The sequence below is a fragment of the Mycobacterium sp. NGS34 genome (genome assembly GCF_059812845.1).
In genome coordinates this window covers 1-19,372 of record NZ_JCALDM010000011.1, presented here as the reverse complement: position 1 = coordinate 19,372, position 19,372 = coordinate 1, and the positions used below count along the sequence as shown (strand labels likewise).

At 65.7% G+C, this 19,372-nt stretch carries 18 protein-coding genes; 7 read left to right on the top strand and 11 right to left on the bottom strand.

The features are described 5' to 3' along the window. Positions 1–28 precede the first annotated feature (28 nt). The 7 genes from AC5Y7V_RS23215 to AC5Y7V_RS23185 form a co-directional block, all read right to left on the bottom strand. Positions 29–634, bottom strand: coding sequence for a TetR/AcrR family transcriptional regulator (locus AC5Y7V_RS23215; RefSeq protein WP_499882379.1), 606 nt, complete (start codon positions 632–634; stop codon positions 29–31). A 264-nt stretch (positions 635–898) separates the two neighbouring features. Beyond that, positions 899–2,209 carry a protoporphyrinogen/coproporphyrinogen oxidase gene (locus AC5Y7V_RS23210; protein WP_499882378.1) on the bottom strand — a complete coding sequence of 437 codons (1,311 nt, stop codon included), beginning with the start codon at positions 2,207–2,209 and terminating at the stop codon, positions 899–901. Between the two features lie 186 nt (positions 2,210–2,395). Beyond that, on the bottom strand, positions 2,396–3,517 hold the full coding sequence (locus AC5Y7V_RS23205; RefSeq protein WP_499882377.1) for a spirocyclase AveC family protein: 1,122 nt from the start codon (positions 3,515–3,517) through the stop codon (positions 2,396–2,398). Continuing rightward, the gene (locus AC5Y7V_RS23200; RefSeq protein ID WP_499882376.1) at positions 3,514–4,305 is read right to left on the bottom strand and encodes a hypothetical protein; all 792 of its coding nucleotides are present in this window, start codon (positions 4,303–4,305) and stop codon (positions 3,514–3,516) included. The genes AC5Y7V_RS23205 and AC5Y7V_RS23200 overlap by 4 nt, the downstream gene beginning before the upstream one ends. Positions 4,306–4,309: 4 nt before the next feature. Continuing rightward, positions 4,310–5,395 carry a spirocyclase AveC family protein gene (locus AC5Y7V_RS23195; protein WP_499882375.1) on the bottom strand — a complete coding sequence of 362 codons (1,086 nt, stop codon included), beginning with the start codon at positions 5,393–5,395 and terminating at the stop codon, positions 4,310–4,312. Beyond that, a complete protein-coding gene (locus AC5Y7V_RS23190; protein WP_499882374.1) occupies positions 5,383–6,459 on the bottom strand; it encodes a spirocyclase AveC family protein in 1,077 nt (358 codons plus the stop codon). Before AC5Y7V_RS23190 ends, AC5Y7V_RS23195 begins: the two co-directional genes overlap by 13 nt. After that, the gene (locus tag AC5Y7V_RS23185; RefSeq protein ID WP_499882373.1) at positions 6,456–7,802 is read right to left on the bottom strand and encodes a protoporphyrinogen/coproporphyrinogen oxidase; all 1,347 of its coding nucleotides are present in this window, start codon (positions 7,800–7,802) and stop codon (positions 6,456–6,458) included. Before AC5Y7V_RS23185 ends, AC5Y7V_RS23190 begins: the two co-directional genes overlap by 4 nt. Positions 7,803–7,870: 68 nt before the next feature. Between AC5Y7V_RS23185 and AC5Y7V_RS23180 the strand changes: the two genes are divergently transcribed. Beyond that, entirely contained in the window at positions 7,871–8,497 is a 627-nt protein-coding gene (locus tag AC5Y7V_RS23180; RefSeq protein ID WP_499882372.1) for a TetR/AcrR family transcriptional regulator, read from the top strand. A gap of 10 nt (positions 8,498–8,507) precedes the next feature. Here AC5Y7V_RS23180 and AC5Y7V_RS23175 read toward each other — a convergent pair whose 3' ends face one another. The 4 genes from AC5Y7V_RS23175 to AC5Y7V_RS23160 all read right to left on the bottom strand — a co-directional run bounded on the left by AC5Y7V_RS23175 (position 8,508) and on the right by AC5Y7V_RS23160 (position 13,136). After that, positions 8,508–9,332 (bottom strand): CbbQ/NirQ/NorQ/GpvN family protein, encoded by an 825-nt coding sequence (locus AC5Y7V_RS23175; RefSeq protein WP_499882371.1) that lies wholly within the window; start codon positions 9,330–9,332, stop codon positions 8,508–8,510. A gap of 14 nt (positions 9,333–9,346) precedes the next feature. Continuing rightward, positions 9,347–11,038: a nitric oxide reductase activation protein NorD gene (locus AC5Y7V_RS23170; RefSeq protein WP_499882370.1), complete on the bottom strand. Its 1,692-nt coding sequence runs from the start codon at positions 11,036–11,038 to the stop codon at positions 9,347–9,349. A 67-nt stretch (positions 11,039–11,105) separates the two neighbouring features. Then, positions 11,106–12,281, bottom strand: coding sequence for a spirocyclase AveC family protein (locus AC5Y7V_RS23165; protein ID WP_499882369.1), 1,176 nt, complete (start codon positions 12,279–12,281; stop codon positions 11,106–11,108). A gap of 24 nt (positions 12,282–12,305) precedes the next feature. After that, positions 12,306–13,136 carry a mycofactocin-coupled SDR family oxidoreductase gene (locus AC5Y7V_RS23160; protein WP_499882532.1) on the bottom strand — a complete coding sequence of 277 codons (831 nt, stop codon included), beginning with the start codon at positions 13,134–13,136 and terminating at the stop codon, positions 12,306–12,308. 193 nt (positions 13,137–13,329) lie between these two features. Here AC5Y7V_RS23160 and AC5Y7V_RS23155 point away from each other — a divergent pair, with 193 nt between their 5' ends. The 6 genes from AC5Y7V_RS23155 to AC5Y7V_RS23130 all read left to right on the top strand — a co-directional run bounded on the left by AC5Y7V_RS23155 (position 13,330) and on the right by AC5Y7V_RS23130 (position 19,278). Continuing rightward, the gene (locus AC5Y7V_RS23155) at positions 13,330–13,803 is read left to right on the top strand and encodes a PaaI family thioesterase (protein ID WP_499882368.1); all 474 of its coding nucleotides are present in this window, start codon (positions 13,330–13,332) and stop codon (positions 13,801–13,803) included. Between the two features lie 52 nt (positions 13,804–13,855). Further along, positions 13,856–14,275 carry a nuclear transport factor 2 family protein gene (locus AC5Y7V_RS23150; RefSeq protein WP_499882367.1) on the top strand — a complete coding sequence of 140 codons (420 nt, stop codon included), beginning with the start codon at positions 13,856–13,858 and terminating at the stop codon, positions 14,273–14,275. A gap of 29 nt (positions 14,276–14,304) precedes the next feature. Next, positions 14,305–15,498, top strand: coding sequence for a thiolase family protein (locus AC5Y7V_RS23145; RefSeq protein WP_499882366.1), 1,194 nt, complete (start codon positions 14,305–14,307; stop codon positions 15,496–15,498). 24 nt (positions 15,499–15,522) lie between these two features. Further along, positions 15,523–16,290 carry an SDR family NAD(P)-dependent oxidoreductase gene (locus AC5Y7V_RS23140; protein WP_499882365.1) on the top strand — a complete coding sequence of 256 codons (768 nt, stop codon included), beginning with the start codon at positions 15,523–15,525 and terminating at the stop codon, positions 16,288–16,290. Further along, positions 16,287–17,309, top strand: a complete 1,023-nt coding sequence (locus AC5Y7V_RS23135; RefSeq protein WP_499882364.1) for an acyl-CoA dehydrogenase family protein — start codon at positions 16,287–16,289, stop codon at positions 17,307–17,309. Before AC5Y7V_RS23140 ends, AC5Y7V_RS23135 begins: the two co-directional genes overlap by 4 nt. Before the next feature lie 265 nt (positions 17,310–17,574). Beyond that, the gene (locus AC5Y7V_RS23130; RefSeq protein ID WP_499882363.1) at positions 17,575–19,278 is read left to right on the top strand and encodes a phytoene desaturase family protein; all 1,704 of its coding nucleotides are present in this window, start codon (positions 17,575–17,577) and stop codon (positions 19,276–19,278) included. Positions 19,279–19,372: the final 94 nt, after the last annotated feature.

The window sequence follows — 19,372 nt, the reverse complement described above, 5'->3', positions numbered from 1 at the left end:
GGTTGCCCGGCGGGCCGGCAAGCTCCACCTAGCCCAGGCGGCCGTCGCCCGTCCGACGGCGCCGGGCAGCCGGCCGACCGGCGTTGGAACGCGGGCGCGGTCTTCGCAGTCCAAGCAGGCTGATTGCGGCGTCGGCGATCTCGGCGGGGGTCGTCTTCTCGGTGGGCCGATACCATCGTGAGACCCAGATGAGCATGCCCAGAATCAGCCTGGTCGACACGCGCGGATCGGCCTCGTCCAGCGAGCCGGCACGCATGTTGGCGGAGACCACTGCGACCCACATCTTCTCGTATCGGCGGCTCCATGTGTGCCAGCGCCTGTAGACGTCCGGCGGCAAGTCGCCGCCCCCGAAGAAGACCGGCATATAGCTGCGCATTTGCACCGCGGCCTGCGCATGCAGGTTGATCATCTCGATCAACTGCTCACGGGGATCGTCGAATTCGGCGATCGCGGCTTTGACCCGATCGGCTAGTTCGCGGGTGCTGCGTTCAAACAGAATGCCCAGCAATTCTTCCTTGGTCGGCACCGTTCGATAAAGCGTGGCGCGAGACACCGAGAGCTTCTCGGCGATGTCGACGATCGATACCGCCTCGTAGCCACCCTCGGCAAAGAGCTCGGCGACGGCGTCTGCCACCGCGTCCCGGTCGATGCTGAGGCGAGGGCGGCCACGCGGACGCCCGTTCATAGTTGTGGACTCTGCTGCCATCACTCGCCTCCCACGCGGTCCGGTGGCAACGCTCGGTGTCGAGCACTTCGAGGGGGTATACCCCCGCTCGCCGAGTTTAGAGCCTCGCCGTCGCCCGACTCCTCGTCAACACTCGCGGCGCAGTGCAGATGTGCCAGGAACTCGTCTCGCCAGCTTCCGATCTGCTATTTCGGCGCTGAAGAACTTTCGCTGTCAGCGGTGCCCGAGGATGCACTGGGCGGCATGGTCTCCCCAGCGCGTAGCGGATTCCATCGAACCCGCCCCGAAAAGATCGCCGGCGACGTGGACCGGACCCTCGTGAAGCGCGCCGCGCAACGCGCTGACTCGCCGCCAGAAGCCGGGATCTGCCAAGTAGCCGGCGTATGGCCAACGCGTCACCACACAGAGTTCTCTATGCCCGGCAAGTTCGGGACAGATCCGCTCGATGACGCCCGCCGCCCACGCCTCCAGTTGCGTGTCGGTGTAGTCGAGAAACCTATCGGTGACGGTGGTGTCGGTGTAGACGGTAACAAGGCTGTGGTCGCGGGGTGCGCGATCGGCACTCTTGTTGTGCTGCAGGAAGATCAGCAGCGCCTCGGGACATTCTACGGTGGGGACCAGCACAGGATAGGCCCTGCTGTTGGTCAGTGCCCAGTAACCCAGCGAGATGCTGATCAACCTGACGTTGCGCAGCTTGTCGCCGAATTCCGGCGAAGCGGCCGACAGCGACGGCCACATCTCGGTCGCGCTGTGATACATCGCGCTGATGACACAGTGCTCGGCGCTCAGCTCGTGGGCGCCGTCGCCGTCGGTGTAGGACACCGCCACCCCGCCACCGGTCTCATCGATCCGGGTGACCGTCGCACCGTAGCGCACATCGAGCCGCGACGCGAGGGCGGTGGGGACGATGGCCAGTCCGCCACGTATGTTGCGCAACGTGCTTGACCAGGCGCCCAATGCGCCAAGCACGTTGACGCTCGACGCCTCTCGCGCGCCGCTGCCGGCGGTCAGCCGCATCATCGGATCGATCAGGTACTCCGCCACTTCCGCGCCGAAGTGGCGGACCGCGAAGTCGCGGGCCGTGACGTCGGGATCGTCCAACGCCGCCGAGCGGCACATGTCATAGGAGTCGACGTTCTTGATCGCCCCGCGGAGCTTGAGGAATCCGGTCACCAGTCGCCGCTTGGCCCTGAACGACAAGGCCGGGGTGAACGGCAGGCTCAGCGGCTTGGCCGGATCGAGGTCGATCAGAAGCCCACCACGAACCAACCCGATGACCGCGCTGGTGTCCACCAGACGGTCGGTTAGCCCGAGGTCCTCCACGAGCCGCAGATAGCTTGCATAGCCGGCGGTGAGGGCATCCGGCCCGGTGTCGATGAGGTACGGGCCGTGGCGCTCCGTTTGCACGCGGCCACCCGGCACGCTGCCGGACTCCAGCACGGTGACCGCGAAGCCAGCCTGTTGCAGGCGATAAGCGGCAGTCAGCCCGGAAAGCCCGGCGCCAACAACGACGGCCGACGTCACGGCCGACCGAGCCGGCGTTCGATTTGATACCCAGCAGGATTCATAATGCACAACTCCGCTCGGCTCGGATTCGCCAGTAGTAAACGATCGTTATCACACTCAAGCTATCACAGACCGGTGGCGGGGTGTCGATCCTGCCGACGCGGCACGAGCTCACGGCTAGGTGCTTATGCTCCTTGTCGTTCGCTATCCGCGGTTGTACCGAAACTGCGGCGGGTAGTTTCGCCCGAAGTCGGCGCCGTTGGCGCCCCGGTCGCGGTTGTCGTTGCGCAGCAACGGGATAGCGGGCGACGGACAGGCGATGCCCGGCCCTTCGCCGCACGTGTAAGTCAGATACGAGCGGGTTTGGATGTCTTTGTTCCAGGCGGTGGAATGGGCGCCGAACCACGTGTTCGGAATCGTGTAGCCCAGCGTCATCGCGAGCGTGACCAATCCGATGACGGCCAGCGCCCTGACCGCGTTGACGCGCACGGGTCCACCCCCGAGACGCTCGGCGCCCCGCTCGGCCAGCGACTGGCCGCGGTCGTTGGTGAAGTACTTGATGCAGGCAAACATCGTGAATATGGCGCCGGTTGTGAGCGCTTCGTTGAGGGGATACGCGTGGAACGTATCGGCGAAGATCTTGACGTGCCCGCCCGGGTATTCCCAGGAGCCAAGGGGCATGAAGACGATGCCCTCGAAAACCAGATCGAAGGGCACCATGACCGTAAAGCAGATGGCCACCAACCCGGTTCGCGGGATCGCGGGCCAGCGTGCCTTCGCCCGCCGCATGATCGCCACGCCCAAGCTCGTCACCAGCAGGAAGATGACCACGTACGCACCGGGCACGATCAGCAGCGGGTAGGCGACCTGGTTATCCGGGGTGCCTGGTGACAGCGCACCGGGCACACTCTGCAGCCACGAGCCCATGTTCACCTGCCAGGCGTTATAGGTATACCAATGGCCGATGTAGGCGCTGAGCGGGTCGTGAAACGACAGCGTCAGGAACGCGATCGCCATCAGCCCGTCCAGTCCGATGCGCCGCTCGCGTCGCCACGGGCGCACCACAAACCAATACAGACAACAGATCCCGGCGACAGGCAACACGATCTGGCACGAGGTAAGGGCGATTTTCATCCAGCCGGGAAGCGGCGTCGGCCCGGGCTCGACGTGCTTGAAATATGGCCCGGTGAGCCACCTGATCAAGACGAACGCCTGAAACACCAGGATCGCCGCGCCAAGCGTCGCCCACCATTTCGCAGGAACCGTCACGCGGTCCGCGGCGATCGTGGCACGCGCTGGGCTTCCGGTCGCGGCGGTGACGCTCATGCCGGCACTTGCCGGGTCGTGTGGGGCAATGTCTCACGACCGGCGACCGGACTCGCCACCGCGGCGGCCACCAGTTTGACGGCGTAGAACGCCGCAACGAAGGTGGCCAGCCCGCCCAGCTGCGTCAGTACCCAGCCCACGTCGGTGTTGACGACCAGCCACGACGGCCAACCCACCGCCGCGTTTACCGCCGCGCTGGTGGTCAGCGCCAACGGGATGACCGCCAAGGTTTTCCACCCTCGGAAGTAGGAATCGAACCGGTAGATCAGTGCGGCCAAGACCAGCGGGATGGCGGCATTGACCGCCATCCACCCCAGCGGAAACTTGCCGAGCACCAGGGGCTGATGCCCGTAATAGACGTAGGGATTCATGGTCAGCAGCACCGTTTCGAAGGCCAGATCCCCCAGCATCGCGGCGCAGAACACCAGCCAGACTTGGCGCTGTGTCAGGCCTTTGCGCATCGCGGTCCAGATGGCGGAGGTGGCGATGCCGAAGTAGAAGAAGTAGGCCAGGCACAACCAGACCGGCATTGGTCTGCCCCACGCGGTGAATGCCGTCCAGGAATTCGACGGGAACCAGCAGCCGCCCACGGTGTCGACCATCGGTTCGAAGATCATGATGGCGCCGCCGGAAACCATGAGAGACAACACGAGTGGCCGACCGGTTCGATACCAATCGATCAACGACAAGGCCAGGGCAACGGCAACGATGCTGGCCAGGGCGATGGTAATGCCGAATTCCGCAGTCTTGTCGACGACCATATCGAGCGGGGGTTGGGGCGTGAGCATGCCGTCATCTCCTCGGGCCGGGGCCGGACTGGCTCTGGTCGATGTGGTTGGTCCTGCTGTCCCGCCGCGGGATCGGGACGCCGGGCCCTGGGCAATCGAAGTCGGTGTTCGGACCGCACACGCCGCCGAGCCGCCACGGTTGCTTCAGGTAAACGCTGGACATGTCCGAATGCAGCGCATACAGCTGGTAAGGGATGTTGTAGGTCAGCAGGATCGACAGCTGGCACATGCCGACGATCGCGAGGAAGCGAAAGAAGGTCCTCAGCCGGTCACCACCGACCCGAAAGGCGTCGATCCCGCGTTCGGGTAGCGAACGGCCGTGATCGTCGCGGAAGAAATGGACGCTGGATAGGAACACGTATGTGCCCGCCCAGCTGATCGTCTCGTACACCGGAAATTGGTGATCCGTTCCGGCGAAGAGGCTCAGCTGAGGGATGACGCTGGCGTAGCTGAACAGATTGGTTCTGGTGATGAAGGCTTCCAGCACGAGATCGAATGCGCAAAACGCCAGGTACGTCAACACGATCAGGCGCAGCTTGCTGATGCCCGGGGTGCGGCGGGTCAGCCAGCCCATGAGTCGCGAACCGGCCATCGCGGGGATCGCAACCAGCCAGAAGTACGCCGTGCCCGCCCACATGGACACGGGTATCAACGCGGCGTTCGGCGAGCTCCAGCCCGGGATGTGGCCCAGCCAGCTGCCGAAGTTGATCGAGGTGGTGCTGTATAGGAATTGGTAACTCGTCCAGTTGATCCACGGCTCCTGGAAGAACATCAAGCCGCATGCGAGCACGAACAAGCCGTCGAAGGACAGGCGGCCGTCTCGAAGTTTGGGCCGGATCACGAAGACCCACAGGATGGCAACGGTGACGACGAGCGCGAAGACCTCCCAGCCGCGCATCAATACCACGTACCAGCCGGGCTCCTGGCCGCGCCCGAGCGTGTTGGTCTTGAAGTCGCCGCTGACCACCCAGGCCGTCCAGCAATAGCAGATCAGCCCGAACCAGAGCGCGCCGTGGGAAACCCACAGGGTCGCTGTGTTGCGTTGGGCGACTTGGCGATCGACCAAGGGACCGCGATCTAGGGTCGCCATGGTCCCCTCGGCATGGGCACGCCGGGACCCGGGCAGGTTGTTCCGTCGCCGCCCGCAGCGCACATGTTGTTGATCATGTAGGACTTGTATCCGGCGGGGAACGGACCGGAATGGACCGCAAACCACTGCTGCGGAACCATGTACAGCACCAGGAACGCCAGGTGGACGGTGCCGAAGATGGCGAGAAACTTGATCAGCTGTTTGGACTTCGTGCCGACGCGCAGCTTGTCGAGGCCGCGCTCGACAATCGTTTGACCGCGGTCGTCGCGGAAGTGGCTGAGGCACGCGATCGCGCCGAGCGCCACTCCCCCGAACAGCACCGTCTCCGACAGGGGAACCTGGTAGGTGTGGCCGGCGAACAATGTGATGGTCCGGATCCCTCCGGGATAGGCGTATATTTCGCTGCGCAACAGCAAGGTTTCGATCATCGTGTCGACGAGGATCAGGCCGAAGAAGATGATCGCGACGCTTGCGCCCACGCCGAGGCGTGGCCGCCGCGCCTTGATCTTGCGCAGGATCCACAACACGAGGACGACTTGCGAGAACACCAACGCGACGTACCCAGGGATGGTGATGAACAGCGACTCCGGCAGGTAATTGGCGTTGGGACTGACCCACCCCGGCCACGATCCGTTCGCCCACGCACCGCGGTTGACCAGGTGCGAGTTGTACAGCAGCGACACCGACGTGTAGTTCATCGACATGTCCCAGAAGAAGACCATGCCGGCGCTCAAGGTGAGCATGCCGTCGGTGGTCAGCCGTCCTTCGCGCCGCCAGGGACGAAACACCCAAAAGTACAGGGCGACAACGGCGGCGAGCGGCACAGCGATCTGCAGCACGGTGAAGAGTGCCTGCTGGCCCGCGGAAATCTGATCGGGTCCGGGCGGCGTGGATTTGAAGTTGGGCCCCAACACCCACCGCGCCAGCACCACCGTTTCGAAGACCAGCAGCACCGCCCCGGCGGACGCCCACGCGAGCACGGGGCGCCAGGGACGTGACACCTCGTCGTCCACCCCGGGGGGCGCCTGCCGCGGTGTGGCCTGGCTGATCGGAAGGGCACTCATACCACCACGCTCCTGATTGCGGCCAGCTGGTCAACGATCCGATCACCGGCCGCCTGCCCGGACACCAAGGCCCCGTTGACGCCGGGAATGGGCCCGATGTCGCCGGCGAGCTGGACGCGTGCGGTCGGGTCGACCTCGCGCATGAAGCGATTAACCGCGCGGAACCGTCCCTGCCGCATGATCGGCACGACGTCGCGCCAGCGGCCGATTTCGTAATCGACTATCTGCGAACTCAAGTCGCCGTAGTAAGGCGCGATAAATTGCAACACGCTGTCGATGATCTTGTCGTCGGGGCTGTCCAGGTTATCCAGGCACCACTCATGGCGACAGAACGTCGTCAGCAGACCCTTGTCAGGCGGGCAGCGGTTGGCGGCCTTTAGGTGGTCGACGATCACGCCGCACAGGTCGGGCTGCTCGCGCGGCGAACACATGATGTAGGTCGCCGGATTCGACGGCCGTTCCGACAGCGCGATATGGCAGTTGACGCTGCAGATGTAATCGGTGTTTTCGTAGTATTCCCGCGCGAATCCGGACAGCTGTGGGTAGATGCGCAGCGCGGTTCCGGTCGGGGTGGTGATGACAACGTTGGCGAATTCCTCGGTCCGCTCCTGGCCGGATTCGACGAACGTCACCTCGACCCGGTCGCCGGCGTCGGTGACGTTGGTGACGGGCGTGGCCAGCCGCACGTCGCTCAGCCGCGCCGCCATCGCCCGCGGCAGGGCGTCCATGCCGTCGTCGAGGCCGTAGAAGTAGGGCTTGAAGAAGTTCTTCAGCGTCCACAGCAGCTGGCCGACCGACGCGTATGCCGGGTCGGACAGCCACGGTCCCCGGACCACCACGGCCGCAACGTAATCTAAGAGTTCCTCGCTGAGTTCGCGCCGGCTGTACGAGGTGACCGTGTCGGTGTCGATCGCCGCGACGCCCGACGCGTCGGCGTAGTTGAGGTCCTTCCAGTGTCGGGCGAGGAAGAACAGCAGCTTGGCAAGCTTCAGCTTGGCGCGACCGGACACGTAACGGGTCCCCAGCAGGCTCAGTGGCTTGCTCAGGTCGAGGAAGTTGAGCTCTCCGCCGCGAGGCATCGCGCCGAATGCGTCGAATTTGTGCATTTGTGGACCGAGTCCGACGTCCCGCATCTCCTGCGCCGCCTCGGCGTAGCTGCCGAGATAGATGAACGCACCCACGTCGAAGACGAAGCCGTCACGCCGAATCGTCTTGATGCGTCCGCCAACTCGGTCCTCCGCGTCGAACACCACCGGCGTGCCACCCGACTGCTGGATTCGCCGCGCCGCGCCCAGGCCGGCTATGCCCGCGCCGACGATCGCGGTCCGCCCCTCGAAGCTCACCGCTTCACCGTAGCGATTCATGATCCGTTATTCAAGAATGATTTCAAAATCAGATCTAGACTCGCCTTGTGACAACCGAAACGGCGTCCGGCATGTCCCGCACGGCGCGCAGGCAGGCCAAGACGAGGGCGGACCTGATCAGGGCCGCGCGCGAGATCATCGCCGAGCGGGGGCTGGAGAGCCTGCGGGTGAGCGAGGTAACCGAACGCGCCGACGTGGCGTTCGGCACCTTCTACAACCAGTTCAAGACCAAAGACGACATCGTCGAGGCCGTCGTCGCGGATACCCTCGTCGGCCTGGCGAACTCGATCGCCGACTCCCCCGCATTCGCCGACCCCGCGGAGGCGCACGTCGCGTCGACGCTGGCGATCGTGCGGATCGCCTACGAAGACCCCGATCTGGCAAGGCTATTGGTGAACCTCAGCCAAGCCGAGGCGCGCTTCGAGCGAATCATCCGCCCCCAGGCCGGCGCATTGCTGGAGCGCGGCGTGGCCGAGGGTGTTTTCGCCATCGACGACCTGGAGACCACGCTGACGATGTCCATGGCGGCGGCCTTCGAGGTGATCCACGGCATCGTCGACGGGCGGCTCGGCGACCGGGCCGATCTGGCGTGCGCGGAAGTGTTGCTGCGAATGGCAGGGGTGCCGCCGCGGCGCGCCGCGCGGTATGTTCGCGCGGCTAGCGCCAAGTCCTGAGGCGTCGCCTTCAGATATACGACTCGATCAACACGGCCAACCGCTCACGGGTCTCCGGGTCATCGGTCAGCGGACTTGCGATGGCCGAGACGGCAGCCGCGCGCGGGCGCAAACCGGCACGGACCAGGGTGGCGGTCGCGACCAGCGCCCGGGTGGATGCGGTCTCGCGCAGCGCGGCGTCGTCGAGGCGCCGGATCGCCTGACCGAGCCGGATGATGTCCTCCAGCACGTCGGAGTCCAGCCGGCTTTCCTGCCGCAGAATCTCGCGCTCGATGTCCGGCGGTGGAAAACCGAGGTCGATGCCCACCAGGCGCTGCCGCGTCGACATCTTGAGGTCCTTCAGGATGCTCTGGTACCCGGGGTTGTACGACACGACAAGCTGGAATCCCGGCGCCGCATGGATTTTGAGCCCGCCGAGGCGCTCGATGTTCAGCTCCCTGCGGTGATCGGACAGCGAATGGACCGCGACGATCGCGTCCTGCCGGGCCTCCACCACCTCGTCGAGATAGCAGATCCCCCCCTGGCGCACCGCCTGCGTCAACGGGCCATCCACCCAGTCGGTGTGGGAATCGCGCAGCACGAACCGGCCCAACAGATCCGACGACGTCATGTCCTCGTGACAGCACACCGTGAAGAGCGGCACGCCAACTTGCTTTGCCACGTGCTCGACCAGCCGGGTCTTGCCGCAACCGGTCGGGCCCTTCAGCATGACCGGAAGACCGGACCGCCACGCGGCGGTAAAGACCTCAACCTCGTCGCCGACGGGTATGTACCCGTGTTGCTCTCGGTCACCTTCTCGCGTCAAATCCGTTTGGTCCGTCGTCAATTCGCTCATTCCCACCTCGCGGTTCAACTGTACGTATTCATGGCGCCGCGCCTGGCCGCATGGGACCGCAGGTGGGCGTGGTGTTCTTCGGTCAGGTGCTCGCGGCGGCGACCGTTGCTACGCGTCGCACTCAGCGCATTGATCAAGAGCCCGCGCAGGTGACGGCGGATGTCTTCGCTTTGTCCGATCACCCGAAACGACGCGTCCGACCACACGTCCTCCAGTACCTGGGCCTCGGTCGACGATCGGATGCCGATTCCGGCGACCCCGATGCCGCGCCGCACGGCCTCTTGGATCGCCTGCCGGGCGTCCGCGCGCGCGTAGCGGTCCTCGTAGCCGTCGTCGTAGGGCAGTCCGTCACCGATCACCAATAGCACCATATTCTTTGCCAGCGCCTGCGACTCCAAAACATGGGTGGCGTGCCGGATCGCGGCCCCGATCCGGGTGAAGCCGGACGGTTGAACCGACTGCAGGCGACGCTTGGCGGCGGTGTCGAACCGCGCGTTGAAACCCTTGATCCTCAAGAAGCGCACCGCGTCCTTGCCGCGCGAATAGAACCCGTAGGTCCCGACCCGGTCGCCCAGCCTTTCCAAGGCCACCGTGACGTCGCCGGCCAGTCGTCGTTCCTCTTCGAAGACGACGTGACCGCCTGAGGCTTCCGCAGTTGAGCCGGAACAGTCCAGCAGGACGAGAACCGACAGGTCACGTTTGGTCAGGCGGCTGCTTTCATAGATGTACGGGTCGGGGTTGTCGCCGTGCCGGCGGTCGGTCTCGTAGTCCAAGAGGGCCGACAGATCCAGCGAGTCACCGTCGGCTTGTCGGCGGTGGCGTTCCGGCTCGATTCCGACCCGCGCCAGCGGCCGCTGCAACGACGGCCCCGCGATGGCCACGCGCTCGGACGCGGACTCGACGTCGGCGGGGTCGTACTCGTTGACCGCGCACCAGTCCGGACGGTAAGTCCCCTTGTGGCAGTCCCACTCCGGATACCGGATGCCCGCCGCCGGAGCCGGCGCCAGCGCCGCGGAAAGGATCTGGCCGAGCCGACGCTTCGTGGCGTTGGGCCCCACCGGCCCGAAGCGTTGCTTCGCGACGGGGATTTCGGCCGAGCCCTGGTTCTTGTCCAGACCGCTGCGGCCCATCCCGAGCAGCTTCTGGAGGGCGTCGCCAAGAGGGTTGGGTATCCCGGGGGCCGAGAGCAGGTTGATGATCTTGCTCTCGTCGGTTTCGTCCGCCGATTCGTCGTCCTCCTGGGAATCTTCTTCCAACTGGCCCAGGCGTTCCAGGTCCCGGTCGGTCGGGGAGGCACGAAGTTCTTCGGCGCGCACCCGGCGCAGCCGGGACGGCCTCAACACGCCGACCCATTCCGGTAACGACGGAATGCGCTCGTGGCCGAGCGCCCGATCGAATGACTCTTCGCTGCAGCTCGGGACCGGCTGCACCCCAGCGGTTTTCATGCGACGTGCCGTCGCAGCCGGCAACACATGGTCGAGTCGCTCGGCGATACGGCCCAGTTCCAGGGCGAGGTAACGCTGCGCGACACGCGGGCGATGCCGTGCAAGCCTCGTCATCAGGTCTTTGCGCAGCGCGCCGCCGCCCAGCAGCGCGGCCTGCGCCGCGATCGCGTCGCGCGCGTCCGCGGCATCCAGGCCCGCGGGGACGAATACCTTCCGCCCGTCGGTATGGGTGGGTTCGGTATGCGTCTCCTCAACGGCCAACGGACGTGAAGCTATTGCGGACGCGAGGACTGCGAACCTACCGATGGATGAAATGTCGCGCCTCGCACTACTTCCCGCGGTCGAAGGGCACCACGTTCGGCAGCGCGGTGTTCGGGGACACGACCAGGTTTCCGTTGGGGTCCAGGTGCGCCGATCCACCGCTGGGGTCGTGGTTATTGTTGCGGAACTGGGGAACAGCCGGCCCGGGGCACATTTGGTCGGTTCCCTCGCCGCAGAGACCGTTGGTGAAATACGAGCGCTTCTGGAAGTCCGCCGGCCATTCGGCCTGGCGCGTCGCGGTCCACGTGTTGAGCACGTTGTACAGGACGAAGAACAACATGTTGACGAAACCGATGATTGCCAGCGCTCGCAACACACTCTTGCGCAGATCCGACACCTTCAGCGATTCCAGACCGCGGTCGGCGAGCGTTTCGCCGCGGTCGTTCTTGAAGAAGCGCAAGATAGCGACGGCCGCGAACGCCGAACCGGCCGTGATCATCTCGGTCAGCGGGAACTTGTGGTACGTGTTCGGGAAGATGTTGAAGTGCCCGCCCGCGTACTCCCAGATGCCCAACGGCATGAACATGACGCCCTCTAGCACGACGTCGAAGCCCCACATCGCGACGACGCAGATGGCGGCGAGTTTGACCGCGCTCATCTGCGGCCAGCGGTTGCGCGCGGCGCGCATCACCCAGGATCCGGCGAACATCGCGACAACAAAGCAATACACATAGGCCCCGGGAACGATCAGGATCGGTTCGACGAGCATCGCACCGGGTGCGGCCTTGCCCGTGGCGAAGGGAATGCTGTTCGTCCAAGAACCGTAGTTCAGCGCCCACGCGTTGTAGGTGAACCAGGTGCCGCTGTAGGTGGACAGCGGATCCTGGAACCAGACCGTCGCGAACGCGATCGTCAGCGCCCCGTCCACGCTGAGCTTGCCCTCACGCCGCCAGGGCCGCACGACCAGGAAATAGAGGCAAGCCAGCACGGCCGGAATCGAGATGACCTCGAAAAAAATGACCGCGACCTTCATGAATGTCGGCACTGGCGTCGGACCCGCCGGCACGGTCTTGAACAACGGGCTCAGCACCCACGCGGTCAGCACAGCCACCATGAACACCAGGTAGGCGGCGCCGACGGCCGCCCACCACTTCACCGGCGTCGACGCTCGGGGCGTCGCATCGACTGGGCGCAGAACCGGCGAATGCCTCGCGTGGTCCAACCTTTCGACCATCTGGGTCATCGTCGACCCCCTTTCGACGAGCGACTAGCGGTTGTTGGTGAACCCGGCGTCCATCACGTAGGTGGTGCCGGTGATGTAGCGGCCCGCGTCGGAGACCAGGTGCATGATCGAATCCGTAACGTCTTGCGGCTCAAGCAATCCGTTGGGCACCGGCAACGGGTTCTGCAGGTTCTGGGCGATCGTCGGAAACTCCTGCACATAGCGCCCGAAGGCTTCGTTGGCGATCATCGGCGAGTTGACGCCCGTCGGGTGGACCGTGTTGACCCGAATGTTCTCCGGCGCCAGCACATTGGCCCAGGCCCGCATCAGGCCGACCACGCCGTGTTTGGAGGCGGTGTAACCCAGCACGCCCGGCGACCCGTCCCCAAGCCCGCCGACCAAGCCCGCGGTGGAGCTGGTGATCACGATCGACCCACCGCGCCCGCCGGCCCGCAGGTGCGGGATCGCGGGCATGACCGTGTTGAACACGCCGACGAGCATGATGTCGATCCCGGCCAGGAAGGCCTCGCGCTGCAGCCGCTGCTGGCCGGTGATGGCCATGACGCCGGCATTCGCCAAGACGATGTCCAACCGACCCAATTCGGCCACGCCGTCGTCGACGACCCGCTTGACGGCCTCGAAATCACGAACGTCGACAACCGACAGCAGCGCCTTGCGCCCGAACTTCTCGATCAGCTTGCCCGTCTCATCGAGATCGTCGCGGGTGGCAAGAGGGTATTCAACCGCGTCGTCGTTGGCGCAGATGTCGAAGCCGATGATGTCGGCGCCTTCCTCGGCGAGCCGCACCGCGTGCGAACGGCCCTGACCCCGCGCCACCCCGGAAATGAAGGCGACCTTGTTGTCGGCGAGTCCCATAACCCAGCTGTCCTTGTCTTCAGTCCCTCCCGAACGGACGTTCTGCCGACGGGTCACCTTTTTAAGGTTCAACGTCTCATAATTGCCGATCGGCGCATTTGTGTCAATGGTCACATCCACCCGGGGCGGCGGTCATCGCTGCATAAACGATCGTTTACATTTGCAAAGGAAACCCGAGGAATTGGAGCCGACCATGTCCCACGACGGTACCGCGCCCGAGACGGCGTGGTGGCACCCAGCCTCTGACGCGGAGCTCGACTGGCTGACCTGGGCCAACTCCCTGCCATACTGCCGGGACCTCGGCCTCGTGTGTGTCGAGTTGAATGCGGATTCGGCGACCTTCCGGATGGAACGTTCGACCCTGACGCCCAACCCGAACGGCGCCGTGAACGGCGGTACCGTGGCCGCCGCGGCCGACCAGATCATGGGCGCGCTTACCATGCGGCAGAGCGACAAGGGCCTGTTGCCCGCGACCGGCTCGCTACACATCCAGTTTCACCGGCCCGCCGGGGCCCCTCTCACGTTCCGCGCCACCGTGCTGGGCGGTGGCCGGCGGACCAAGTTCGTCGAAGTGGTCGTTGAGGACCGCAACGGCGATCGCTGCGCCACGAGCCAGGGCACGATGATCGCCGGCGGCTCGTCGGGACCGCCGTTGCCGAGCACTTAATGAGACGATAAGGTTCTAAATTGTTCCCCGACCCCGAACAGTGAGGTGCCCGATGTCGCAGCGCCCGAATGCCCAGATCGTCGCCGACTTCTATGCCGCGCTCGCCGGCGCCGACCCCGATGCGGTGGCGGCGGCCATCGACGCCCACTTCGCCGAAGACGTCGCGATCGAGTGGCCGCCCTCGCTGCCACACGGCGGGCGGGTCGAAGGAAGCCGTCGGCTGCGCGGGCTGTTCACGGGGATCGCTAAGGCGGGTAACCAGGCCGGCGCCACGAACCTGAAGCTGTTGCGGACGATCGGCGACGGCGATCACGTGGTCGCCTGGATCACCTTTGATTGGAAGAACCCCGGCTCCGACGACGTCGTTCCCAACTCCGCCCTAGAGGTGTGGTCGTTCGCCGACGGTCTGGTACACGAAATCCGCGCGTTCTATTGGGATGCCGCGGCGATCACTCAGCCGCAGCAGGCCTGACGCCACAAGAAGCCTCGAGGAGAACCCAAATGTCGCGCAGCGCAGTCATTATCGATGCCGTTCGCTCGCCGATGGCGAAGGGCAAGCCACCCAAGGACGGGCGCCCCGGCGGCGCCCTGAGTGGCGTGCATCCGGTGGAGCTGCTGGGCCAGGTAATCGCCCAGCTGATGGCCCGCAACGACGTTGACCCCGCTCGGGTCGACGATGTGATCGCCGGCTGCGTGAGTCAGGTCGGCGAGCAGTCCGGCCCGGTTGGGCGCTGGGCATGGCTGTCAGCGGGGCTGCCCGAGAGCGTGCCGTCCGTAGCGGTGCATCGTGCCTGCGGGTCCAGCCAGCAGGCCGCCGACTTCGCCGCACAGGCGGTTATTGCGGGTGCGTGCGACATCGTCGTGGCGGCCGGTGTCGAATCGATGAGCCGCATCCCGATGTTCACCGCGCGGATCGGCCAGGACCCCTACGGGCCGTCGGTGACCGAACGGTATGCGCCCGGGCTTGTGCCCCAGGGTGTCTCGGCCGAATTGGTGGCCGCCCGGTGGAAACTCGACCGCGAGTCCATCGACGAGTTCTCCGCCCGGTCACACACGAACGCCGCCCGTGCCGACTTCACCCCCGAGATCGTGCCGATCACCACGCCGGACGGCGCGGTTATGATCACCGATGAGACCGTCCGGCCGTCCACCACGGTCGAGGGACTGGGCTCGCTCAAGTCATCGTTCTACTCCCCCGAGATGGCGGCGCGGTTCCCCGAGATCGCCGACTGGCACATCACCGCGGGCAATTCGTCGCAACTCGCCGACGGCGCGGCGGCGGTGTTGATCATGGCGGACGATGTCGCCGACGAGCTGGGCCTGACCCCGCGGGCGCGCTTCCACGCGTTCGGCCTGGCCGCCGATGATCCGATCACGATGCTGACCGGTCCGATCCCGGCGACCGAGCGGGTCCTTCGGCGATCGCGACTTTCGCTGGCCGACATCGACCACTATGAGGTCAACGAGGCCTTCGCCCCGGTGCCGATGGCCTGGGCGCAGCATTTCGGGGCCGATCCGGCCAGGCTCAACCCTCGCGGCGGCGCCATCGCACTCGGCCATCCGCTGGGGGCCTCGGGCGCCCGGCTGCTCACCACGATGTTGTACGCACTGGAGGCAACCGGGGGTCGCTACGGGCTGCAGACCATGTGCGAGGCCGGCGGGATGGCCAACGCCACCATCATCGAACGGCTATGAAGCCCGCGAAAGGATAAGCAGCGCATGCAGATTGAGGGAATCACTGCGGTCGTTACCGGAGGTGCGTCCGGACTCGGGCGCGCGACGGTCGAACGCCTGGTCGGAGGGGGCGCCGCCAAGGTGGTCATCGCCGACCTGCCGTCCTCCGACGGCGAGACGGTGGCCAAGGAACTCGGCGACACCGTGCAGTTCGTCGCCGCCGACGTTCGCAGCCCCGAGGATGTCACCGCGGCGATCAACGCCGCCACCGAGTCTGGGCCGCTTCGGGCGGTGGTGCACTGCGCCGGGCGCGGCGGACCGGTCCGCGTGGTCAACAAGGACGGCTCACCCGGCTCGCTGGAGACCTATTCCGAGGTCATCGGTATCAACCTGATCGGCTCGTTCAACGTGCTGCGGCTGGCCGCCGCGCAGATGGCCACCAACGAGCCGCTGGACGGCGACCGCGGCGTGGTGATCCTGACCGCGTCGGTGGCCGCATTCGAGGGCCAGATCGGTCAGATCCCTTACGCGTCATCCAAAGCCGGCATCGTCGGCATGACCATCGTCGCCGCGCGGGATCTCGCGTCCAAGGCGATCCGCGTGTGCACCATCGCCCCCGGCACGTTCGACACACCGTTGCTGGCAAAGGTTTCCGACGAGGTGCGGGCGTCATTGGCGAAGACCGTGCCGCACCCGAGCCGGCTGGGCCTGCCAGACGAGTTCGCCCGGCTGGCACTGTCCATCATCGACAACGGCATGCTCAACGGCGAGACGATTCGGCTCGACGGCGCAATCAGGATGGCACCCAGGTGATTTCGAGCCGTCGGCGTATCTACGGCGACGACCACGACGCCTTCCGCGACAGCGTCAGGCGATTCATCGCGACGGAAGTCGCGCCGAACCTTGACGAATGGCGGCGCGCGGATGGCGTGCCGCGCGGCATCATCGTGGCCGCCGGCGGCGCCGGGTTCCTCGGCGCCGCGGTTCCCGAAGAGTATGGCGGCGGGGGCACCGACGATCTCGGCTTCCTCGCCGTCCTGATCGAGGAGACGATCGCGGCCGGGGCGACCGGCCTCGCGCTGATCTGGGCGCTGCAGGCCGGTGTCACAATCCCGTTCTTGCTAGAACACGGCACGGCGGCGCAAAAACAGCAGTGGCTACCCGGGCTCAGCGCCGGTGAGTTGATTGCCGTCCCCGCACCCGCCACCTTGTCGAACGTCGCCGCCGCGCGCATCGCCGATGCGCTGCTGGTGCCCGACAGCGACGGTTTTGCCCTGGTGCCGCTCGACCAATCGGGCGTCACCGTCACACCGATCGATCAGAACCTGGCCGGACGCGACGCCGGCCTGGCCGACGTATCACTCGGCGGGGTCGACGCGGATACCGCCGTGGCCTCCCCGGCCTTGCGTCGCGACCTCGATCTGTGGTTCGCCGTGCTGGCGCTGGCCAGCGCGCACAACGCGATGGGCTTGGCGGTCGACTACGTGCACGCCAGGAAGGTGTTCGGCCGTCCGCTGGCAGAGTTCGAAAACACCCGGTTCCGGCTGGCCGAGCTCTGGGCCGAGCTGGCCGGCCTGACCGCGTTCGTCGATTCCTGCGTGCACGCGCGCGGCAGCGGCGCGCTCGAGGTCGCCGACGCGGCGGCCGCCCGCCTCACCGCCGGCCGGGTCTGCGAGCAGGCCGTCGACCAGTCCCTGCAGCTGCATGGTGGATACGGCTACATGCGTGAATACCCCGTCTCGCATGCATTCGCCGACGCCCGCTTCCTTCAGGTGATGGCCTCGGCCTACTCCGACCCCCGCGAGACGCTGGTATCGGCCGGGGCTGTTTAGCCGCGTGAGGAGATCGAACTCGGGTCATCGCCGGTGGGCACGCGCCGCAGGCGACCGCATCACGAGGTGAGCGAGCTAAATCTAATTGACGTTAAATACTGCACAAGTAAGACGGGCGGGTGGTCTGCGCGGTTCCAGGCGTCGCCGAGCGACCGAGTTTGGCCACAGGATCATCGACATTGCCGATTCGTTCCGATAGGATTTTAACGACAGTTAGATTAATCCCAGGCGAGCGGCGCTCGCTCGCGTGCTCGAAGGGCTGGTCATGAAGGTCGCTTCCCCGCCGCGTGAAGCCGACGTCGTCGTCGTCGGATCCGGACACAACGGGCTGGTCGCAGCTGCCTATTTGGCCAAGGCCGGGCTCGACGTGCTCGTGGTCGAGGCTTCCCCGACCGCCGGTGGCATGACGTCGACGAATTCCTTTGCGCCCGAGGCACCGGAGTACAAGATCAACGAGGCGTCGATCCAGGCGTCGCTGTTCCGAACGACCACGATCGACCGCGACCTCGGGCTGTCGCGTCACTACGGGCTGCGCCAGACGGTCATCGACCCCGCCCACTTCCAGCTCGCCGCCGACGGCGCGTCCCTCGGCCTGTGGCGTGACCCGCGCAAGACCGCCGCCGAGCTGGAGTACTTCTCCAAGAAGGACGCCCGCGCGCTGCTCGAGCTCTACGAAGTGATCGACGCCGCGGTGGAAATCGGCCTGCCGATGATGCAGACCAATGTGGTGGAGCCCGAGATCAAGAACATCCTCAAGTCGGCGCGCGCGGTCGTCAAAAACCGTAAGCAAATGGCCGCTCTCGGCCGCTGGATGTCGAGTTCGCAGGCCGAAGCGGTCGAGGAAAGCTTCGAGCACGACATGATCCGCGCGCCGATGCTGGCCAGTCTGCCGTTCATGCCGTTCGATGCCGACATGTCGGGCTGGTCGCTGATCTACCTCGGCGTGCTGAGCAAGTATGGCGTGGCGATGTTCCACGGCGGCACCGGATCGCTGCCCAAGGCGTTGATCGGTGTCATCAAGGACAACCACGGCGACGTGATCACCAGTTCGCCGGTCGAGGAGCTGATCGTCACCAACAACCGCTGCACCGGTGTCCGGATCAAGGGTGGCGCCGAAATCCGGGCTCGCCGTGCGGTTTTGACGGCGTGCAGCCCGAAAACCACATTGACCAGGCTGCTGCCCCGCGGTGTGCTCGAGCCCAAGAAGCAGAACGCCGCCGACCACATTCCGACCCGCAAGCGCGGTATTGCCGACGCCAAGGTGAACGTCGCGCTGTCGGGGCGGGTGGACATGTCAAAGCATGAAAAGTGGCGCGGCGACGGCATCGACATGCGGCAAGCGTGCAACTGCTATCACACCTATGAGCAGGCGCTAGAGGCGGCGCGGGCGTGTGTGCGCGGCAAGGTGCCCGACGCGATTCCCGGTCTGGCCCAAGTGACCAACTCGTTCGATCCGTCGATGTCGCCCCCCGGCAAAGACCTGTGGTGGTTCTGGACCGGCCTGACCCCGTCCTTCCCCGAGGACGGCTGGGATGTGGCGCGCAAGAAGATCACCGACAGCGTCCTCAAAGACGCGGACATGTACTACAAGGGCGTCGAGGACCTGCAAGTCGCCGTCCGCCCGTTGGTACTGCCCGACATCGAGGAACGGTTCTGGGCCATCGACGGTTCGGTCTACCACGTCGACCCCACCATCAGCCGGTTCGGCCCGAACAAGCCGGTGGCCGGTTTTGCCGGCTACAAGACCCCGGTCGAGGGCCTCTACCTCACCGGGTCGGGCACCCACCCCGTCGCCGGCATCAGCGGCATGCCCGGACAGAACGCCGCCCGCACCATGCTCAAGCACTTCCACCTCGAGGACAAGGGTGGCCGGCTCGGCATGCTCAAGGAGCTGGTGACGCGCCGCAAGAAGGCCGATGCGGACCCGTACTCGAGCGGGCAGAACGACCCCTTCCCCGCCGATCTCTGATCGGGCCGATCGGTCCGGAAGTCCTTCGGTCGACCGAGTGATCGGCGCAAATCGAAACTGCGTCGGGTGTGGGGGATATGTACACAAAACGATC

Excerpts from the sequence above, each read along its gene's own strand:
- AC5Y7V_RS23205 (WP_499882377.1), bottom strand. The coding sequence starts at position 3,517 with ATGAGCGTCACCGCCGCGACCGGAAGCCCAGCGCGTGCCACGATCGCC.
- AC5Y7V_RS23200 (WP_499882376.1), bottom strand. The coding sequence starts at position 4,305 with ATGCTCACGCCCCAACCCCCGCTCGATATGGTCGTCGACAAGACTGCG.
- AC5Y7V_RS23195 (WP_499882375.1), bottom strand. The coding sequence starts at position 5,395 with ATGGCGACCCTAGATCGCGGTCCCTTGGTCGATCGCCAAGTCGCCCAA.
- AC5Y7V_RS23190 (WP_499882374.1), bottom strand. The coding sequence starts at position 6,459 with ATGAGTGCCCTTCCGATCAGCCAGGCCACACCGCGGCAGGCGCCCCCC.
- AC5Y7V_RS23175 (WP_499882371.1), bottom strand. The coding sequence starts at position 9,332 with ATGAGCGAATTGACGACGGACCAAACGGATTTGACGCGAGAAGGTGAC.
- AC5Y7V_RS23165 (WP_499882369.1), bottom strand. The coding sequence starts at position 12,281 with ATGACCCAGATGGTCGAAAGGTTGGACCACGCGAGGCATTCGCCGGTT.
- AC5Y7V_RS23160 (WP_499882532.1), bottom strand. The coding sequence starts at position 13,136 with ATGGGACTCGCCGACAACAAGGTCGCCTTCATTTCCGGGGTGGCGCGG.
- AC5Y7V_RS23155 (WP_499882368.1), top strand. The coding sequence starts at position 13,330 with ATGTCCCACGACGGTACCGCGCCCGAGACGGCGTGGTGGCACCCAGCC.
- AC5Y7V_RS23150 (WP_499882367.1), top strand. The coding sequence starts at position 13,856 with ATGTCGCAGCGCCCGAATGCCCAGATCGTCGCCGACTTCTATGCCGCG.
- AC5Y7V_RS23145 (WP_499882366.1), top strand. The coding sequence starts at position 14,305 with ATGTCGCGCAGCGCAGTCATTATCGATGCCGTTCGCTCGCCGATGGCG.
- AC5Y7V_RS23140 (WP_499882365.1), top strand. The coding sequence starts at position 15,523 with ATGCAGATTGAGGGAATCACTGCGGTCGTTACCGGAGGTGCGTCCGGA.
- AC5Y7V_RS23130 (WP_499882363.1), top strand. The coding sequence starts at position 17,575 with ATGAAGGTCGCTTCCCCGCCGCGTGAAGCCGACGTCGTCGTCGTCGGA.